The following is an 18,933-nucleotide window of genomic DNA, read 5'->3' as shown; positions in this document are numbered from 1 at the left end:
ATACCGGCCTGTCACACTCCCGGACCATGCACCCAGCACCGTCCCCTGCCCCCACGTCCGTCCCGTTCCGCGACGCCTTTCTGTTCTGGCTGAAGCTCGGGTTCATCAGCTTCGGCGGGCCTGCAGGCCAGATCGCCATCATGCACGCCGAGCTGGTGGAACGCCGCCGCTGGATCAGCGAAAACCGCTTCTTGCACGCCCTCAACTACTGCATGCTGCTGCCTGGCCCCGAGGCGCAGCAGCTGGCCACCTACATCGGCTGGCTCATGCACCGCACCTGGGGCGGCATCGTGGCGGGGGCGCTGTTTGTGCTGCCCTCGCTGTTCATCCTGATCGGGCTGTCGTGGGTGTATCTGCGTTTTGGCGATGTGCCGGTGGTGGCGGGCATCTTCTACGGCATCAAGCCCGCCGTGACGGCGCTGGTGCTGCATGCCGCCCACCGCATCGGCACCCGCGCGCTCAAGAACGGCTGGATGTGGGGCATTGCTGCCGCGTCGTTTGTGGCCATCTTTGCGTTCGACACCCCCTTTCCGGCCATCGTGCTGGCGGCCGGGCTGATCGGCTACTTTGGCGCGCAGCGCTGGCCCGCCGTGTTTGCGCTGGGGGGCGGCCATGCCAACGCCCACAAGGGCTATGGCCCGGCGCTGATCGATGACGACACGCCAACGCCCACCCATGCGCGCTTCTCCCGCGTCCACCTGGTCAAGGTATTGTTGGCAGGGCTGGGGCTGTGGCTGGCGGCCATGGGCCTGCTGGTGGCTACGCAGGGCTGGCAAGGCACGCTCACGCAGATGGGCTGGTTCTTCACCAAGGCGGCCATGCTCACCTTTGGGGGCGCGTACGCCGTGCTGCCGTATGTGTACCAGGGCGCGGTAGAGCACTACCAGTGGCTCAGCGGCCCGCAGATGATTGACGGACTGGCCCTGGGTGAGACCACGCCCGGCCCGCTGATCATGGTGGTGGCGTTTGTGGGTTTTGTGGGCGGCTGGCTGCAGCAGGTGTGGGGGCCGGACGCCCTCTTTGCAGGCGCCGTGGCGGCGGCCACGATCGTGACCTTTGTGACCTTTTTGCCCTCGTTCATCTTCATCCTGGCCGGCGGCCCGCTGGTGGAGGCCACGCACGGCAAGCTGGGCTTTACGGCGCCGCTGTCGGCGATCACAGCCGCTGTGGTGGGCGTGATCCTGAACCTGGCGCTGTTTTTTGCCTACCACCTGCTGTGGCCGCAGGGCTTTGGTGGCCGCTTTGACGCCGTATCGGCCGTCATCGCCGTGGGGGCGCTGGTGGCGCTGTTCCGCTTCAAGCTAGGCGTCATGCCGCTGCTGGGCGGCTGTGCGGTGGTGGGGTTGCTGGTCAAAGTGGCCGTGCCCTACTTCGCCTGACCGAAACTCACTCCAATCACTATGATTTTGATAGCTGCTAGCGCTTGAATATCAAGCGCTAGCAGCCAATTTGGCTCAAAACTGATTATTTGATCAGCCCCAGCACGTCCTTGAACGCCGGGTGCTCGCAGCTGCCGAGCCATTCAAACGCCACCATCTCGGTGGTCACCAGCTCAGCGCCTGCGCCGGCCAGGCGGTCGAAGGCGGCGTCGCGGTTGCGTTCGGTGCGCGAGCCGCAGGCGTCGGTCACCACCCAGACTTCAAACTCGTCGTCGATCAGGTCCAGCGCGGTTTGCAGCAGGCACACATGGGCCTCGCACCCGGCAATGACGATGGTGCCACGCTCGGGCGCCTGCTGGGCGGGCTTTTGCAGGTGCTTGGGCAGGCTGCGCGCGTTGCCGCCCTGGGGCTTGGCCGGTGGGCGCAGCCATTCGCCCAGGCCTTCTTCGGCGGCGCTGAAGTGCATCTTGGCCAGGGTCTTCTGGCACAGGGCGCGCAGCGCGGCGTCGTTGGCGCCCAGGCGAGAGGGGTTTTGCTCGGTGCCCCACACGGGCACGTCCAGCATGCGGGCGATCTCGGCCAAGCGGCGGGCGTTGGCCAGCACGGCGGGGCCTTCGTGGATGGCGGGCATCAGGCGCTCCTGGTAGTCGACCAGGACGAGTTGGGATTCGGCGGCGTCAAGCAGCATGGCAGGGTCTTTCTCTCTGGTGGGTGCAAGGGCCGGATTGTCGCAGCCGTGGCGCAGCGCCGGGGGCTTTGCACCAGCAGGCGTATCTTGAACTTTGCGGGCAGGCCCCAGCGCGCTTGTCTGGCAGGAGCTGGGCGGTAGCTTCATGCAACCCTTGGCTCTGAACAAGGCTCTTACCCGCTGGAATCCGGGCCGGCGGTCGCCATGACCACCCGGGATGACGCAAAGGGCAACATCACGGGCCGGTCTTGCCGGGCCTCCGTTGATTCAGGAGTGCCTTGCCAAGCTGGAGTGCAACGTCATCGCAGAGTCGCTGGGATTGCCTTGCTCAGGCTGGCCGATCATGCCGGAGCTCCAAGCCGTCTGGCGGCAATCGGCGGGCGAGGCAGTCTCACCGACCTTCATTCAAACCAACCAGCCTGCTCAAAATCCGGGGCTGTTCATGTCGAGGTAAACGATAAAGTCTGCACCTCAGAACACCGACCAGCCAGTGAACTCTGACAACTCTTGCAGCGCGCGCGTGCCGAGCAGTGAATTGCCAAACGCATTCAGGCCAGGAGACCAGACAGCGATCGATGCATGTCCCGGAACGACGGCAAGAATGCCGCCTCCGACGCCACTCTTGCCGGGGAAGCCGACCGAATAGGCGAAGTCGCCTGAACCATCATAGTGCCCCGCGACCAGCATCAAGGCGTTGACACTGCGTGCCTGAGCTGGGCTCAGCAGGTGGGCTGCGGAGTCGAAGCCGGCCAGGAACCGGCCGACGCTGGCCAATTGCTGGCAGTTCATCGCGATCGCGCATTGGCGACAGTAAATCTGCAGAAGCCGTTCGCATTCCGTGTGCAGATTGCCGCACGAGCGTAGAAAGTACGCCAGGGAGAAGTTGCGGTAGGCCGTGCGGTATTCCGAGGCGGCAACCTGTTCATCAATCGAGATCCGGTCATCTCCAGCCGCCGTGCGAACGAAATCCATCAGTTCGTCGAGTCCGCCGCCCGCGTCGGGCGCATCAAGCATGGCGTCGGTGGTGACCAGTGCACCCGCATTGACGAAAGGATTGCGCGGTTTGCCGCCTTCCTGCTCAAGCTCAATGACCGAGTTGAAGGTGTAGTTAGATGGTTCCTTGCCCACCCGCTTCCAGAGCCGGTCGCCGTGACGGCCCAATGCGATCGCCAGTGAGAAGACCTTTGAGATGCTCTGGATCGAAAACGGTGTCGCAGCGTCGCCCGCGCTCAGCTGCTCACCACTGGCCAGGCACACACTGATCCCGAACTGATGCACATCAACGCTGGCCAGTTGCGGAATGTAGTGCGCCACCTGGCCGCGTTTGTGTGCGCGCTTCATGCGCGCGTCGAGCCCTACCAGAAAGCTCTGGAGCGTTTCCAAAGCGGCACGGTCCATCGTTCAAACCAGATAACGCCGCGCCAGCAGCGCCCAGTATGCAGCGCCAATGGCCAGGTTGGCGTCGTTGAAGTCGTAACCCGGGTTGTGCACCATGCAGGCGCCCAGCTTGTCGCCATCCCCGTTTCCGATCAACAGGTAGCTGCCGGGGCACTTCTCCAGCATGAAAGCGAAGTCTTCGCTGCCGGTGAGCGGCGGGGCCTGCAGCACGACGCGCTCGGCACCAACCAATTCGCTGCCAATCTGGCGGGCGAAGTCGGTTTCGTCCTTGCTGTTGACCAGTGCCGCGTAGCCGCGCCGGTAGTCGATTTCAGCCTTGACGCCAAAGCTCTGCGCCTGAGCGTGGGTGATTTCGGTAATGCGCTGCTGCAGCAGACTGCGCACCTCAGAATCGAGCGCGCGCACGCTCAGCTCGAGATATGCGCTGTCGGGGATGACGTTATTGGCGCGTCCGGATTGCAACACCCCCACGGTCACCACCGCTGTTTGTAGTGGATCGACATTGCGCGAGACCACGGTCTGCAACGCCATCACCAGGCTGGCTGCCGCCACCACCGGATCGGCTGTCTTGTGCGGCACAGCACCGTGACCACCGTGGCCTACCAGCGTAATGTAGACCTTGTCAGAGGAGGCCATCATTGGGCCTTCGCGAAAGATCAAGTGCCCCTGTGGCCAGCCGGGCATGTTGTGCATGCTGAAGACAGCGTCACATGGGTATTTGTCGAACAGGCCGTCGTTGATCATGCGTACGGCGCCACAGTCGCTGGTGCCGTATTCCTCTGCGGGCTGGAAGATCAGGTTGAGTGTCCCTGAGAAGTCACCCTGCTCTGCCAGCACCTTGGCTGCCGCCAACAGCATGGCCGTATGTCCGTCGTGGCCGCAGGCGTGCATGACGCCTTGGTTGCGACTTGCGTACTGCAGTCCCGTGGCCTCCTGGATCGGCAGTGCATCCATGTCCGCGCGCAGACCCAGGGTGCGCTTGCCGTCGCCACGCTGGAGTTGCCCGACCACACCGGTTCCGCCCAGGCCGCGCTCAACGTGGTAACCCCAGTCCCGCAGTCGTGCAGCCACCAAATCACTGGTGCGCAGCTCTTCGAATGGCAGCTCGGGGTGCTGATGGATATCACGGCGCAAAGCGATGAACTCGTCTTCGTGTGCGCGTACCGCCTGCAAGGTGTCTTGAACAGTCATGCTATGAACTCACAGTCCGGAAAAATTCGCCTGGTGATCATTTCTGTAGTTCCTTATCACCGCCGGTTTCGCGCATGAGCAGAATGCCGACGATGGCGATCAAGCTGGTGATAAGTACGTAGAGCGCTGGCGCCGCCGGGTTGTTGGTCACCTTGATCAGCCAGGTGATCACCAGTTGCGCGGTGCCGCCAAACAGCGCCACACCAAAGGCATAGGCAATCGACAGCCCGAGCGCGCGTACATGACCAGGGAACAGCTCCGGGATGGCCACCAGCGTTGGCGCGCCACCAATGCCCGTGAGCAATGCCAGCAGCGCAGTCGCCAGTGCCAGAGTGGCAACGCTGGTATGGTCGATGAGCAGCATATAAGCCGGATAGACCAGAACAAACAATGCCACGCGAGCCCAGAGCATCACAGGTTTGCGCCCATACAGATCTGACAGCCAGCCCCCCAGCAGCGCACCCGCCCAGGTCGCCACGCCGAATACGATGGTCGCCGACATGGCGATCGTCGCGGAGAGCTTGAGCGTGGTCACGGCATAAGTGGTCATGTAGATCGCCGCATAGGTCGAGATCGTCACACCCAGGATCACCATGAGCGCCAGCATGATCGGGCGCAGATGGTGCCGGATATCGGCCAGCGGGCTCTTGATGGGTCCGCTATGCGTGGGATGCTCGAGGCTCTCAGGCATGTGGCGGCGCAGAAAGAAAGCAATGGGGATCAATGCCAGACCGAGCAAAAAAGGGATACGCCAACCCCACGCCAGCATCTGCTCCTTGCTTAGCGCCAGCGTGAGCACGATGCCGACGACGCCAGCCGCCAGCGACGCTATGCCCTGGCTGGCAAGCTGCCAGCTGCCATACAGGCCACGCCGGCCCGGGGGGGCGATCTCGATCAGATACGTCGTAGACGGCCCGACCTCGCCGCCCAGGGCCAGCCCCTGCACCAGCCGACAGGCAATGACGATGATGGGTGCCGCCAATCCGATGCTTGCGTACGAGGGGGTGAGCGCCATGCCGATCGTGCCGATCGTGATGAGCGCAATGGTCAACAGCATGGCCGGCTTGCGTCCGACACGATCAGCAAAAGAGCCGATCAGCAGCCCGCCCAAAGGGCGCGTGATGAAGCCAACGCCAAAGACCGCTACCGACAGCATCACCGTGACCAGCGGCTCGTCAGCAGGAAAGAAGGTCTGGCCGATATACACCGCGAAGAACGCGTAGGTGGTGAAATCAAAGAACTCCAGCGCGTTGCCCGCCACTGTTGCAGCCACGACGCGGGGCTGCACCTTGCTCGTCGCGGCAGTTAAATTGTTCGATACGCCCTGGGATGTGGGCGGCAACGCGACGTCGCCCATACTGGAATTTTGAACGCCCATGAATTTGTCTCCGGATGATTGCTGCTGCCCTGGACGACAGCGTGCGAAATCATATGAATCATGATCAAATGCGTCTAATGCATAATTTATTCAGAATGCATTCAAAAAACTCATGCGACTAAGGAAATGAACCTGCGCCATCTGGAGTACCTGCTGGCTGTGGCGGACACCGGTTCGTTCAGCCGCGCCGCGGAGCGGTGCCACATCACCCAGTCCGCCCTGAGTCGCAGCATCCAGACCCTCGAAGACGACCTCGGAGCACGTCTGATCGACCGAATGGGCAAGCGCAACGAGTTGACGCCGTTCGGCCAGACCGTTGCAAGCCGGGCGCGCCGCATGGTGCTGGATGCCGTTGAGCTAAAACGCAGCGCACAGCTATTGCAAGAAGGCTACTTGGGGGTCATTCGCATTGGGCTCGGCGCGGGGCCGACTGCACTGCTGATGCAGCCTTTTCTGAGTTACATGGCTTGCATGCATCCAAGAGTGCAGGTCAGCCTCGAATCCGGCCCCCCGGAGTTGCAGACCAGGCGCTTGCGCGAACGTGGATTCGACGCACTGGTCGTGGATCTACGCAGCGTCACGCCAGCTGATGACCTGTTGATCGAAGATTTGGGCCAAATGCGCGGTGGTTTCATCTGTCGCGTGGGTCACCCCCTTGCCAAACTCAACACCCCCATTACATTTGCACACCTCCAACGCTATCCGTTAGCGTCGACTTCACTCAATCCGGAGTTGGCACGTCTTCTGATCACCCGCTATGGACCCGCAGCGGATCCCCAGGTCGCAGTGACCTTGCGTTGCAACGATGTCAACAGTTTGTTATACGCGGTACAAGGCAGTGACGCGGTGTTCCTCGGCCTCGTCAGGCCCGCGCGTGAAGCCATCGCTGCCGGTAGCTTGGTGGAGTTGCCCATCACTCCGGCGTTGAACGAGGGCGCACACTTTGCGTTCGTTACCCTGGCCGACCGTACTGAAGCGCCTGCCATGGGAATTTTTCGCCAGTTTGTAGCCGAGCATCTGCATGACTGAGAGCCCCTTGTGGGCCACGCTAAATCTTCCAAAAGCCTTGGTTCAAAGTCTTTTTGGAGTCGCACGAGTCCTTTGCTGTGTTGGGATGCAAGGCGCGGGGCGCAGCGTACAGCTCGGCTATCCACAAGCGCCGCAACGCCGCAGACCGCCCGGCAAGACACTTGCCCGAAGGGTTGGGGTGAAATCGGGCCGATGAATTTGCAGTTTTGGCGCCCCCGATGCTTGCCCAAGCGGTCGCTCGCCAAAAATTGACAAGTAGTTGGAACGAGTCGGCTGCTGCAAACCGTCGTGTCACAGAAGCCGGCCACCAGAAACCCAGCTGCTGGACCATGGCCGACAGTGCTACATATCCAGGCGGGCAAACACATTCAACCGGGAATATCAGCCCCCAAGCCCCACAACTGCCCCACCCCCCGCGCCAGCTCCACCGCCATCGCCACCGCGTTTGTAGGGTGCGCCACGCAATCCGTGCTCCAGAACTCTCCCACCCCTGCTGCGTGCAGCGCGGCCAGGGCCTCTGCGTCGATCAGCGCGTGCGTCACCGCCACGTCCACCGAGGCAGCGCCCGCCTGCAGCAGCAGCCGCGCCGCCTGGGCCAGGGTGTGGCCGGTGCTGGCCATGTCGTCGAGCAGCACCACCGCCCTGCCCTGCACGGCCACGGGTGGCAGGTGGATGGTGACGCTGCGGTCGCCGTGTCGCTCCTTGGTGCACACGGCGTGCTCCAGGACGTGGCGCGCGGCGGCCTGGGCCACCCATTGGGCGGATTCGCCGTCGGGGCCCACCAGCAGCGCGCCGGGGCGCTGCTGCACGATCCAGTCGGCCAGCAGCGGCGCGCCGCTCAGGGCCACGGTGCGCGCGGCGGGGACGGCATCGTCGAACGTGGCGACGCGGTGCAGGTGCGGGTCCACGGTGACCACGGCGTCGAACAGGCTGGCGAGAAAGGGGCCGACGATTCGCTGGCTCACGGCCTCGCCAGGGTGGAAGGCGATGTCCTGGCGCATATAAGCCAGGTAGGGCGCCACCAGCATGAGCTGGCGCACGCCCAGGCTGCGCGCACTGCGCGCGGCGAGCAGCAGCTCGATGAGTTTTTCGTTGGGCTGGTCCAGGCTGCGCAGCAGCACGGCGCGTGCGGGCAGTTGGCCCGCGGCGTCCACCGGCAGGGTGAGCTTGAGCTCGCCGTCTGGGAAGCGGTGGCGCGCGATCTCCAGCGCAGGAAGGCCGCAGGCGGCGGCCAGGCGGGCGGCGGCGGCGCGTTCGCCGTCGAAGTGCAGCAGGCAGGCCGCGGGGGCGTCGGGCGCGGCCATGCTCAGAACTCCACGAACACGTGGGGCACCTTGTCGGCGCTGCCGATGCGGTAGCCGCTGGCGCGATGGCTGGCCTGGCGGGCAAATTCCAGGTCGGCCGGGAAACCCGCATGCACGCGGTACATGGGCTGGCCCGGGGTCACGGCGTCGCCGAGCTTGCACAGCAGGTCCACGCCCGCGCCCTGCACCTTGGGTGCGCCGGCCAGGCGGGCGATGCGGGCGATCTGCTGGTTGTCTATGCCCGCCACAACGCCGGCGGCGGGTGCGCAGATCTCGAATTGCAGCGCGCCAAGGTTGGGGCTGTTGTGGTCGAACTCCTTGGCGCCCTGCGCGGCGATGATGTCGCGCATGCGCGCCAGTGCGCGGCCGGAGTCGAGGATGTCGCGCGCGATGCCGTAGCCGTCGCCGCCGCGCACGTCGGGGTCGCACTCGATCAGGCGGCCCGCCAGGCGCAGGGCCTTCTGGCGCAGGTCGTTGGGTGCGCGCGGGTCGTTCTCCAGCACGCGCATCACGTCGCGCGCCTCCAGCATGGGGCCTATGCCGTTGCCTATGGGCTGGCGCCCGTCGGTGATGACCACGTCCAGTGACAGGCCCATGCGCTGCGCCACATATTCGAAAAGGCGACGCAGGCGCTGCGCGTCGGGCATAGACCGCACTTTGGCCGTAGGGCCGATGGGGATGTCTAGCACTAGGTGGGTAGAGCCCGCGGCGATCTTCTTGGACAGAATGGACGCCACCATCTGCCCAGCGGAGTCGATGGACAGCGGCCGCTCCACGGAGATGAGCACGTCGTCGGCGGGCGAGAGCTGAGCCGTGCCGCCCCAGGCCAGGCAGCCGTGGTGGTCGCGCACGATGGCCTGCAACTGCTCCAGCGGCAGTTCCACGTGGGCCAGCACCTCCATGGTGTCGGCCGTGCCGGCGGGCGAGGTGATGGCGCGTGAGGAGGTCTTGGGGCACAGCATGCCGTGCGCAGCGACGATGGGAACCACCAGCATGGAGGTGCGGTTGCCCGGGATGCCGCCGATGCAGTGCTTGTCCACCACCTGCGGGGCGTGCCAGTCCAGCCGCTGGCCGGTCTGGACCATGGCGTCGGAGAGGAAGTACACCTCCTCGCGGTCGAGTTCGTCGCGGTTGCAGGCGACGACAAAGGCTGTGAGCTCGATCTTGGAATATCGGTGGTCGGCAATGTCGCGCACGATGGCGCGGAAATCCGCGCGCCCCAGGCGCTCGCCCGCGATCTTGCGGAATAGCGCCCCCATGGATTCGGGCGGCTCGGCCTGGGCCACGGCCACCTTGTAGCCGGGCTCCACGCCCAACTGGGCAAAGGCGTCCTCCGACAGGCCCAGCTCGTGGCAGCCGACGATGGCGGAGTCGTCCACCACGTTCACCGTGGCCAGGATGCGCAGCCCGTTGGCGCGCACCTCGATCTTGGACAGCGCCTGGAAGCCCTCGGCCCGGTACACGGCGCAGTCGCGGTGCAGGTAGGCCACGTTTTCGCGCCAGGTGTCGATGGCCACTCGGCGAAGGGCCAGCTGGGAGCGCGGCGGCGCGTCGTCGGCCGGGGCCGCGGGCATGGCAGATGCGGGTAAGGAAGATGTCGCGGAAGGCATCACGCCAGCCTAACGCCAAAGTGCCCGCTCAGCCCCCGGGAGCTTCCCGCCCTGGCGCGATTGCGCTGCATATCTTCCCGCTCACATGATCTGCATCAAGATTCTGAGCCCGCTCACCGGGGACGCAGGCGCAACAACCGCCCTTGCGGGCTGTCGGTCAGCAGGTACAGCAGGCCGTCGGGCCCCTGGCGCACGTCGCGAATGCGCTCACCGTTGCCTTGCAACAGCCGTTCTTCCTTCTGCACCTTGCCACCCGCCACCTCCAGCCGGTGCAGGGTGCCAAACTTGAGCGACCCGACAAACAGGCTGCCCTGCCACGCCGTGCCGTAGCGCGTGCTGGTCAGAAACGCCATGCCCGAGGGGGCGATGGACGGTGTCCACTGGTGCAGCGGCTGTTCCATGCCTGCGCGCGCTGTGCCTTCGCCCATCTTGCCGCCGCCATAGTTCTCACCGTAGGTGATCACAGGCCAGCCGTAGTTGCGCCCTGGCTGGGGCAGATTGATTTCGTCGCCGCCCTGTGGGCCATGTTCGTGCATCCACAGCCTGCCGTCGGGGCCCATGGTGGCGCCCTGGGGGTTGCGGTGGCCATAGCTCCAGATCTCGGGCAAGGCGCCGTGCTGTTTCACGTAGGGGTTGTCGGGCGGCGCTGCTCCGTCCGGGGTGATGCGGATGACCTTGCCGTGGTGGTTGTCGAGCTTTTGGGCGTCGTCCTTGCGGTGGTAGCGCTCGCCCAACGCCACAAACAGGTTGCCGTCACCGGCCTGGGCAATGCGGCAGCCAAAGTGCAGCGCGCTCTCGACCTTGGGCCGCTGGCTGAAGATGATGCGCACGTCCTGCAGACTACTAGCATCTGCCGACAGGGTGGCGCGCGCCACCGCCGTGCTGTTGCCCGCCGTGCCACCAGCGGCGGGCTCGGCAAAACAAAAGTAGATACGGCGGGTGCGGGCGAAGTCGTTGTCGGTCACCACGTCCAGCAGGCCGCCTTGCCCGCCCGCTGCCACCGGCGGGACCCCTGCCAGCGCAGGCCCCACCTGCCCCGTTGCACTGACCACGCGCAGGCGCCCCGGGCGCTCGGTCACCAAAAACTGCCCGCCGGGCAAAAAGGCCACCGCCCAGGGATGCACCAAACCGGTGGCAACGGGCACCAGTGACACCGCTGGCGCAGGGGCGGGTGCGTTTTGGGCATGGGCGCCGGTCTGCGCGCCTGTCACTATCAAAAACAGAGCTAGCTGCGCTTTGCGCACTATCGCCACCGGCCGATTTGGTGTCCAACCCATGCCTTCAACCTCCTTGTATTTCCGGGCCATGCTTTACGTCCTGCACCAGCGCGGTACAACGCCCGTGTGGCGCACATCTTGCAAGCTGCATTTGCCTGTGAAAAGGCTGGAATCAACGATTTATCTGAATGAAATCAACAGCTTGTAAAAACGATTATTTTTTATAAATAACCATATCGTGTTACCCTTCGCCCCCATGTCCAGATGGTTCTGCATTCTCATCCTTGCCTGCGCCACCGCAGCGCATGCTGCGCCCCAGGGCACCAATTCTGACGATATGGACCGCTTGCTCGCGGACAAAGGGCTTCTCACCCGACTCGAAGACGTGAGCCACAAGGTGGCAGACAAGGCCCAGACTGTTGCCGGCCATGCGGGTGACCTGGTGGTCAACGCCATGGGCTTTTTGGGCGTGCCCTACAAGCGCGGCGGCAACAGTGCCGAAACCGGTTTTGACTGCAGCGGCTTTGTGCGCGCCATCTACGAACAGACCGTAGGCCTGCTATTGCCCCGCCGTGCCGATCAGCAGGCGGCTGCCACCCAGGTCATCGACAAGAAAGAACTCCAACCCGGCGACCTGGTGTTTTTCAACACCATGCGCCGCAACTTCAGCCACGTGGGCATTTACGTGGGAGATGGCAAGTTCATCCACTCGCCCCGCAGCGGCTCAGAGATTCGAGTGGAAGACATGAGCATCGCCTACTGGGCGCGCCGCTTCAACGGTGCGCGCCGCGTAACCCCCGGCGAAGGTGTCGAGAGCGCCCAGGCACCCCAAGCGCAGAAGTAGCGCTTGAAACGCTCCCGGCTTGCCCCACTAGCAAGCCCTGGGGATCAGGGCTTGACCACGTACACCGTCTCGGTGCTGCGGATCGGGCCACCCGTCACATTGACGGGCCCAGCAGATGGATCGCCTCGCAGCAGCGCCTTGGCAGCTGCCATATCGGCTTGGTAGCGCGCCCGGGCCTCGGACTCACACCCCTTGCGTTCAGCCGTCGGCATGGCACGGCACTCCTCCAGGCTCACCTTGAGCCCACCGCCCGCTTCACGAATTGCAGACTGGTAACGCTGCTGTGGGGTAGTGTCAGGCACTGCACCCCGCGCCAGCGAGGCCTCGTCGCTTTGGGACTGCGCAGCGGCCGGTAACGACAGCGCACCGCCCAAGGCCAGGGCCGACACCAGTACGGCAGCTGGACGCGCCACCCATCGGCTCCAAAACCGGCGCTGGGCCCCGGCCGATGCGACGGAGCCAGAAGTGAGGGGAGTGAAGGACGAAGTGAACATGGTCGGTACACCTTTCTGTCTTGATGAAGTCTGCGGCGGTTGCAATTGCGACATGCACCCAACCGCCCTTTGCATGCCCCACTGTAGCCCCGTGCACGACCTGCAAAGCGCCAGCATGGGCCGCGCTACCATGTCGGACACCACCCACAGGGCATTGCCATGAACCACTCTCCCGCACTGCCTCCCCACGCAGCGGCTGCACATGACAAGGGCTATCTACGGCGCCTGCTGTCTGAGCGCAACCAGACGCCTGCAAGCGGCACCGGCGTGATTGATGCCGCGATTGAACAGGCGTTTGTGCGCAGCGTGGCCATTCTGGTGCTGGACATGTGCGGCTTCTCACGCATCACCCAGAGCCACGGCATCATCCATTTCCTGGCGATGATCCACCAGATGGAGCAGGCGGCGCGCCCGGCCATTGAAGGCAACGGCGGCGAGGTCATCAAGCAGGAGGCCGACAACCTGTTTGCAGTCTTCGCCACGCCCGAGCAAGCGCTCGAGGCCGCCCTGGACACCCTGCGCGCCCTGAGCGCCATGAACACCGTGCTCCCCCCCGAGCGGGCGCTGAACGTGAGCGCAGGCATTGGCTTTGGCCCCACCCTGGTGATTGCGCGCGAAGACCTGTTTGGTCCCGAAATGAACTGCGCCTGCAAACTGGGCGAAGACATTGCCATGGCCAACGAGATCCTGCTCACCGAGGCGGCCTGGACCAGCCTGCCCACTGGGCGCTACGTGTGCTCACGCACCGACCACCAGATATCGGGGATGGAATTGCACGCTTACCGCTTTGATCGCTGCCTTTTTGACCGCCCCTTGCATCCCTCGGCGGCCGCATCTCCCACCACATCCCTGCCGGCGGGACGCTGACAGGGGGCATTGTCCGACAGCATTTGGACTGCCCGATCTGTAAAGTGACTCCATCGTCTGAACCAACTATCAAGGGGAAAAACATGCTGTCATTGCTGGGGATGTTGCTGATTGGTTTGGTGGTGGGCCTGATCGCCCGGGCCGTCAAACCCGGGGACGACAAGCTGGGCTGGATCATGACGGCGCTGCTGGGTATTGCAGGCTCTTTTCTGGCCAGCTATGTTGGTATGGCCATGGGCTGGTATGCGCAGGGGGACAGCGCTGGCTGGATTGCCTCGGTGCTTGGAGCCGTCGCCCTGCTGGTGGTGTACGGCTTCGTCAAGGGCAAGTCTTGAGACTTGATAAAGCGCGCTGAGCTGCCCACATCGGTGCTTAGAACCTGTTCTTAAACACCCACGTTCGTCCACCCACCCTCTTTCAAATTGCCACCCATGCCCACCTCACTGCAAATGGCTGCCGGAGACCCTGAACTGGCTGCGGCCGTGCGCCGCGCCCGCAAGCTGCTGCACCGCCGCGCGGTGGTGGCAGCAGCGGCCAGCGTGGTGCCTGTGCCGGGGCTGGATTGGGCGGTGGATGCCGCCCTGCTCTCCCGCCTGATCCCCCAGATCAACGCAGAGTTCGGCCTCACAGCCGAGCAGATCGACCAGCTGGACCCCAAAAAGCGGGAGCAGGTGCAAAAGGCGGTGGGCTTGGTGGGGTCTGTGCTCATCGGCAAGCTGATCACCCGCGAGCTGGTCTTGCGGGCGACCCAGACCGTGGGGCTGCGCCTCAGCACCAAGCAGGTCGCCAAATACGTGCCCCTGGCAGGCCAGGCGGTGGCGGCCACCATCGGCTACGCCACCCTGCGCTACCTGGGCGAGCAGCATCTGCGTGACTGCATCCGTGTGGTGCAGCAGGCCCAACTGCGCTTGCCGCCACCGGCGTCAGCCTCGGCGGTAAGACACTGACTCCCCGAGCCCGATGGCAATAAAAAAAAAGGGCCCGGGGGCCCTTTTTCCTTCGTAGCGACGCCGTACCGGCTGCGCGTCAACTCGCCGAGCAGACAAAGCTGCTGGCATCTTCCACACTGCCCGAGCCCTTGTACTTGGCAAATTGCGGGTAGGGGCACAGCGGACGCGTGCGGTCGGGGAAGTCGGTGTTGGTGGGCAGCGCCTTGGCCGCAATGCTTTGCGGTGCGATGCCCTTCTCCACCCAGTCCACCATGGTCTGGATCGAGTCAAAGTTGTCGGTAGCCGGACCGCCCGAGCAGTGGTTCATGCCCGGCACCAGAAAGGTCCGCGCAAAGCTCTGCGTCGCCGCCACGCCGCCGTTGTTCGCCGCCAGGCGTTCGTAGTAGTCCACGGTGTCAAACGCCGAGAAGATCGGGTCGGACATGCCGTGGATGAACAACAGCTTGCCGCCGCGCTGCTTGTAGGCCGCCAGCTTGTCGTCGGCGTAGGTGTCGTAGATGGCCGAGTATGCTGCCATGCGTGCGGGGTCGGTGTCGAAGTTGAACGCCAGCGGGTTGAACGACAGATCGGGCGGTGTGAAGAACTCGTTGACCAGGGCATCCACCATCAACGTGATGTAGCGCGCATCGGGCGTGGCCGTGGTCGAGTTGCCCAGCGTCCACGACCGCCAGCCCGGTGCCGCCAGCCCGGCGTCCCACGGTTGGCCGGTGTACAGCGCCTTGCCGGCAGAGTTACGGGGCCCGGCAAACACGCTCTTGAGCGCGCCCACCTGGGCAGACGACAGGCAGCTTTCGGTCTTGCCGCCCGTGCATTGCAGCACGGCGGGGTCGAACGCCTTGCAGGCATTGACGTTCTGGGCCAGGCCATCCACCACGCCGTCGGCGGCGTCGCAGGTGGCATTGACCGCGTTGGCCACCAGTTTGAGGTCGCTGTTGCTGAAGGCCTTGGAGAGGATGCGGTTGCCACTGGCATCCTGCGGCGCAATCGCGTTGAACTGGATGGTGTTCCACATCGCGGCGACGGTGGCGCCGCTGGACACACGCATCGCGGGCGCCCCGGCGGTGATGCCGTCAAAGTAGTCTGGGAACCGCTGCGAGAACATCATGCCCTGGCGCCCACCGCCTGAGCAGCCCGAGAAGTAGGAGTAGTCCGGTTTGCGGCCGTAGCGCGTGCTGATGAGCGACTTGGAGGCCACGGCTGTCTTGTCGTAGGAGTTGTAGGCATGGTCGATGCGCGCCTGCGGGTCGGCGCCAAAGCTGGCGCTGGTGCCGGTATGACCCGCATCGGTGGACACCACCGCAAAGCCCTGCCCCAGCGGCGACGGCGTGCCGCCCGAAATGCTGGAGCTGAGCGAGGTGTCGCGCAGGATGCCGTCATTGCCGCCCCCGCCGATGAACAGAAAACGCCCGTTCCACCGGTCGGGCAGGCTGAGCTGAAAACCGATCGCATAGTTCTTGCCATCCACACCCACACGCGGGTTGATGGCGCCCGTGACCACGCAGTGCCCAGGCAAAAAGTCGCCCGTCGCAGCACCACCGGGGCGGCGTGTGCCGGGGGGCACATAGCTGGTGGACAAGTTGGTGTTGCTGAGCTGCGCGTTGGTGCTCAATGCGGCGCAAGCGGCGGCCGGGTTAGCGCTCTCGGTCACCAGCACGGCGTTGCCGCCGCCGCAGGCACTGAGCAATAACGGCAGCAGCACGGCGGCGGGCAGCGCAACGCGTTGCGCGATGGGGGTGTCCAATGACAGGGATGGCATGGTGGTCTCCTCGGTGAATCGGTCTTGTGGGGTTGAACCATCGGCGCAGGAATGCCCGGCGACGGCCGTCAGGGCGTCGCAGAAGAAGGTGCGCAGATTTATTGGAGGGCGAAGGGCCTTGCTGCTATCGCAGGGCTGTGCGCCCTGTGATAACGGGCCCGTACAGACTCAGTCGGCCTTGAAGCCCGTGGCGGCCACGGCCTTGCCCCAAGTGACCGTGTCGGCCGCAATGATGCGGGCGAACTCCTCGCGGTTGGTGCCCGTCACGCGGAAGCCGGCCTCTTCCATCTTGGCCTTGCCCTCAGGCGACTGCACGGCCTTGATGATGTCGGCGCTCAGCTTGGCGACGATCTCGGGGGGCGTCTTGGCCGGGGCCACGATGCCAAACCACGAGTTGAACTCCAGGCTGGGGTAGCCCTGCTCCTTGATGGTGGGCACATCGGGCAGTGCGTTGGACCGGGTACCGCCTGTGGTGCCCAGCGCCACCAGCTTGCCGGCCTTCACGTTGGGCGCGGCCAGGCCTACGCTGGCAAACACGCCCTGCACGTCACCGCTGAACAGGCCGCCCAGCGCATCGGTGGTGTTTTTGTAGTGCACTGGTTCGGGCTTGAGCTTCACGGCTTCGCCAAACATGAAGGCGCCGAAGTGACCCGGCGTGCCCGCGCCAAAGGTGGCCAGGAACAGGCCCTTTTGTTGCTGGGTCCAGGTCACAAAGTCCTTCACATTGCGCGACGGCACCTTTTGTGGGTTGACGAGCAGTGCAAAGTCGGCAGTGACCACCTGGCTCACGGGCGCAAAGTCCTTTTGCGGGTCGTAGGGCAGCTTGTTGTAGCTGCTGGGCGCAATGCTGAGCTGGCCGGTTTCGCCCAGCATCAGCGTGTAGCCATCGGGGGCGGCGCGTGCGGCCTCGGTCGCAGCGATCAGGCCACCGGCGCCGGGCTTGTTGTCCACGATCACGCCCAGGTTGCCCCAGCCTTCCGACAGCTTCTGCGCCAGCAGCCGCGCCACGATGTCCGGCCCGGTGCCCGCCGGAAAGCCCACGATGATGCGCACCGGCTTGTTGGGGTAACTTGCCGTCTGCGCCAGGGCGCCGGTGGCAGGGGCCAGGCCCGCCGCCACCGTAGCTGCCAGGCAGACGCTGCGCAGGGCGTGGCGGCGGGACAGTCCACGGGACAGGGTGCGGGTGAGCGTGGAAAAAGAGGTCATGACAAGGTCTCCAGGGTGTTGTTGTGTGCTGTCGGTCATCAAAAAAGGACTTGCAGGGCTGCGGTGCGGCTACATCAGCTCCCAGAACCGCATGGCCACGGCATCGGGAAACCGCGCGCCGGTGCCCGTGAACATGCGCTCCCCGATCCAGCGCAGCGCGGGAGACGCTGTCTCGAACTGGGGGCTGCAGCGAAAGTAGATCTGCGCTGGGTCGACCACCTCGCCACGCACCAGGCGGGCCATCAGCTCCGGCGGGCCGGACCGCACAGCGCGGTTTTGCACATAGATCAGGTCGCCGCCATCCGCCTCCAGCGTGTAGCGCGCGTCCAGCTCGGCCAGGGTGTCGCTCACGATGAGCTGAAAATCCGCCCCGCCAGGCATCACCCGGGCCTGCCAGCCATCGCCCAGGGCTTTCCCGCCCAGGATGGGGATGAGCCGGCGCAGGCCGTGTACGGTGCGGCCCACCTCCTGGGGTACGCCCACCTCCACGCGCAGGTCGGCAAAAAATCGCAAACGGGGTTCCACAAAGGGCACGGGTTCGGTCATGGGCTCCATCTTTCGGGTGTCTGGCAAGGGGATGGCGCATGCTGGACGGCTTGCACCCAGCCTGCTTGCGGGGTTGCACCTAGCGTAAATCCCGTGGTGCTTGACCCCTGTCATCCCTGAAGATGACAGGCATGACAACGCCCACCCGGCACACCCCGCGCAACCCATGAGGCATTGGCTCCCTGCAAGCACCTCGGGCAGCGGCATTGCCCCCACGCCCAACCTCACGGGTTCGGCCCTGGGCGCCATGGTTCACCAGCTGGGCGACGACGGGTTCGCCTGCGGCATGCTGCAGGAGCTGGCACCCGTGCTGCCCGCAGCGTCGTGGTCGGTGTACCGCACTGGGCGCCATTGCAAACCCACCTTGTTCATGTCGGCCAGTTACGGTATTCCCGACACCACACAGGACTGCTGGTGGGCCTACCTGTCGGGCCCCTACCGCACCGACCGCACCTGGGGCCGCTCGCTGGACGAAGCCGCCCCCGCCGAAGCACCCACCCAGTTGTGCCACCTGACCGCGCCCGAGGTGGACGCAGAACACCGCGCCCGCGTGTACGAAGCCCATGGCGTGGCCGAGCGGGTGTCGGTGGTGGAACACGAGAGCGATGGCTCGGTCTTCGCCGTCAACTTCTACCGCCACCAGCACCAAAAGCCGTTTCAGGACCGGCAGATCAGCGACTTTGAGGGCATGGCCCCGGTGCTGCTGGCGCTGACCCGCAAACACATCGCCTTGGCACAGCGTCCCGGCGTGCTGCAACCCGCACTGCAGCCCCCGCCACAGGCTACAGCCCCCGCGCTGTCCCACAGCCTGCCTGCGTTGCGCGAACGCCTGCTGCGCGCCCACCCAGGGCTGACCGAGCGCGAGCTGGACGTGTGCGCCCGCCTGCTGCAAGGCATGACGCAGGAAGGCATTGCCTGCGACCTGGGCCTGAGCCTGCCCACCGTCAAAACCTACCGCAACCGCGCGTTCAGCCGCCTGGGCATCCACTTTCGCAACGAGCTGTTTGCGCTGGCGCTGGGCACCCAACGCAGCGCTTAGCGTCCAGCGCCGCACTGCGCATGGGCACAATGCCAGC

Annotated in this window: 18 protein-coding genes; 7 read left to right on the top strand and 11 right to left on the bottom strand. The window is 64.9% G+C overall.

Annotated features, from left to right (window positions below; genetic code table 11):
- Window positions 1-26 precede the first annotated feature (26 nt).
- A complete protein-coding gene (gene chrA / locus ACODSM_RS13810; protein ID WP_015014045.1) occupies window positions 27-1,379 on the top strand; it encodes a chromate efflux transporter in 1,353 nt (450 codons plus the stop codon).
- Between the two features lie 85 nt (window positions 1,380-1,464).
- Here chrA and ACODSM_RS13805 read toward each other — a convergent pair whose 3' ends face one another.
- The 4 genes from ACODSM_RS13805 to ACODSM_RS13790 all read right to left on the bottom strand — a co-directional run bounded on the left by ACODSM_RS13805 (window position 1,465) and on the right by ACODSM_RS13790 (window position 6,034).
- Window positions 1,465-2,067, bottom strand: coding sequence for an isochorismatase family protein (locus ACODSM_RS13805; protein WP_488805655.1), 603 nt, complete (start codon window positions 2,065-2,067; stop codon window positions 1,465-1,467).
- Between the two features lie 471 nt (window positions 2,068-2,538).
- On the bottom strand, window positions 2,539-3,465 hold the full coding sequence (locus ACODSM_RS13800; RefSeq protein ID WP_042423665.1) for a glutaminase: 927 nt from the start codon (window positions 3,463-3,465) through the stop codon (window positions 2,539-2,541).
- Between the two features lie 3 nt (window positions 3,466-3,468).
- Window positions 3,469-4,656 (bottom strand): M20 aminoacylase family protein, encoded by a 1,188-nt coding sequence (locus ACODSM_RS13795; RefSeq protein WP_060986504.1) that lies wholly within the window; start codon window positions 4,654-4,656, stop codon window positions 3,469-3,471.
- 37 nt (window positions 4,657-4,693) lie between these two features.
- On the bottom strand, window positions 4,694-6,034 hold the full coding sequence (locus ACODSM_RS13790; RefSeq protein ID WP_042423661.1) for an MFS transporter: 1,341 nt from the start codon (window positions 6,032-6,034) through the stop codon (window positions 4,694-4,696).
- A 126-nt stretch (window positions 6,035-6,160) separates the two neighbouring features.
- Between ACODSM_RS13790 and ACODSM_RS13785 the strand changes: the two genes are divergently transcribed.
- A complete protein-coding gene (locus tag ACODSM_RS13785) occupies window positions 6,161-7,063 on the top strand; it encodes a LysR family transcriptional regulator (RefSeq protein ID WP_042423659.1) in 903 nt (300 codons plus the stop codon).
- A gap of 368 nt (window positions 7,064-7,431) precedes the next feature.
- On the opposite strand, the gene ACODSM_RS13780 is transcribed toward ACODSM_RS13785, so the two are convergent.
- The 3 genes from ACODSM_RS13780 to ACODSM_RS13770 all read right to left on the bottom strand — a co-directional run bounded on the left by ACODSM_RS13780 (window position 7,432) and on the right by ACODSM_RS13770 (window position 11,284).
- Window positions 7,432-8,367, bottom strand: coding sequence for a ribose-phosphate diphosphokinase (locus tag ACODSM_RS13780; RefSeq protein ID WP_291442934.1), 936 nt, complete (start codon window positions 8,365-8,367; stop codon window positions 7,432-7,434).
- A gap of 2 nt (window positions 8,368-8,369) precedes the next feature.
- Window positions 8,370-9,941 carry a thymidine phosphorylase family protein gene (locus ACODSM_RS13775; protein WP_488805654.1) on the bottom strand — a complete coding sequence of 524 codons (1,572 nt, stop codon included), beginning with the start codon at window positions 9,939-9,941 and terminating at the stop codon, window positions 8,370-8,372.
- Between the two features lie 149 nt (window positions 9,942-10,090).
- Window positions 10,091-11,284 (bottom strand): PQQ-dependent sugar dehydrogenase, encoded by a 1,194-nt coding sequence (locus tag ACODSM_RS13770; protein WP_488805653.1) that lies wholly within the window; start codon window positions 11,282-11,284, stop codon window positions 10,091-10,093.
- Between the two features lie 166 nt (window positions 11,285-11,450).
- Between ACODSM_RS13770 and ACODSM_RS13765 the strand changes: the two genes are divergently transcribed.
- On the top strand, window positions 11,451-12,038 hold the full coding sequence (locus ACODSM_RS13765) for a C40 family peptidase (RefSeq protein WP_343736248.1): 588 nt from the start codon (window positions 11,451-11,453) through the stop codon (window positions 12,036-12,038).
- A gap of 44 nt (window positions 12,039-12,082) precedes the next feature.
- Here ACODSM_RS13765 and ACODSM_RS13760 read toward each other — a convergent pair whose 3' ends face one another.
- On the bottom strand, window positions 12,083-12,532 hold the full coding sequence (locus tag ACODSM_RS13760; RefSeq protein ID WP_488805652.1) for a hypothetical protein: 450 nt from the start codon (window positions 12,530-12,532) through the stop codon (window positions 12,083-12,085).
- 159 nt (window positions 12,533-12,691) lie between these two features.
- Here ACODSM_RS13760 and ACODSM_RS13755 point away from each other — a divergent pair, with 159 nt between their 5' ends.
- From ACODSM_RS13755 to ACODSM_RS13745, 3 genes are all read left to right on the top strand, one after another.
- Window positions 12,692-13,399, top strand: a complete 708-nt coding sequence (locus tag ACODSM_RS13755; protein ID WP_488805651.1) for an adenylate/guanylate cyclase domain-containing protein — start codon at window positions 12,692-12,694, stop codon at window positions 13,397-13,399.
- 83 nt (window positions 13,400-13,482) lie between these two features.
- Window positions 13,483-13,734, top strand: coding sequence for a GlsB/YeaQ/YmgE family stress response membrane protein (locus ACODSM_RS13750; protein ID WP_488805650.1), 252 nt, complete (start codon window positions 13,483-13,485; stop codon window positions 13,732-13,734).
- Between the two features lie 96 nt (window positions 13,735-13,830).
- On the top strand, window positions 13,831-14,346 hold the full coding sequence (locus tag ACODSM_RS13745; RefSeq protein WP_488805649.1) for a hypothetical protein: 516 nt from the start codon (window positions 13,831-13,833) through the stop codon (window positions 14,344-14,346).
- A gap of 79 nt (window positions 14,347-14,425) precedes the next feature.
- On the opposite strand, the gene ACODSM_RS13740 is transcribed toward ACODSM_RS13745, so the two are convergent.
- The 3 genes from ACODSM_RS13740 to ACODSM_RS13730 all read right to left on the bottom strand — a co-directional run bounded on the left by ACODSM_RS13740 (window position 14,426) and on the right by ACODSM_RS13730 (window position 17,857).
- Window positions 14,426-16,105: a DUF6351 family protein gene (locus tag ACODSM_RS13740; protein WP_488805648.1), complete on the bottom strand. Its 1,680-nt coding sequence runs from the start codon at window positions 16,103-16,105 to the stop codon at window positions 14,426-14,428.
- 168 nt (window positions 16,106-16,273) lie between these two features.
- Entirely contained in the window at window positions 16,274-17,311 is a 1,038-nt protein-coding gene (locus ACODSM_RS13735; RefSeq protein WP_488805647.1) for a Bug family tripartite tricarboxylate transporter substrate binding protein, read from the bottom strand.
- Between the two features lie 69 nt (window positions 17,312-17,380).
- Window positions 17,381-17,857, bottom strand: a complete 477-nt coding sequence (locus ACODSM_RS13730; RefSeq protein WP_015014028.1) for a DUF3237 domain-containing protein — start codon at window positions 17,855-17,857, stop codon at window positions 17,381-17,383.
- Between the two features lie 166 nt (window positions 17,858-18,023).
- Between ACODSM_RS13730 and ACODSM_RS13725 the strand changes: the two genes are divergently transcribed.
- Complete coding sequence (locus ACODSM_RS13725; RefSeq protein WP_488805646.1) at window positions 18,024-18,896, top strand: helix-turn-helix transcriptional regulator; 873 nt, start codon at window positions 18,024-18,026, stop codon at window positions 18,894-18,896.
- Window positions 18,897-18,933 lie beyond the last annotated feature (37 nt).

This window comes from Acidovorax sp. FG42 (genome assembly GCF_057809195.1).
Note: the sequence above shows the minus strand (reverse complement) of the source record. Positions and strands in the feature narration are given on the sequence as shown.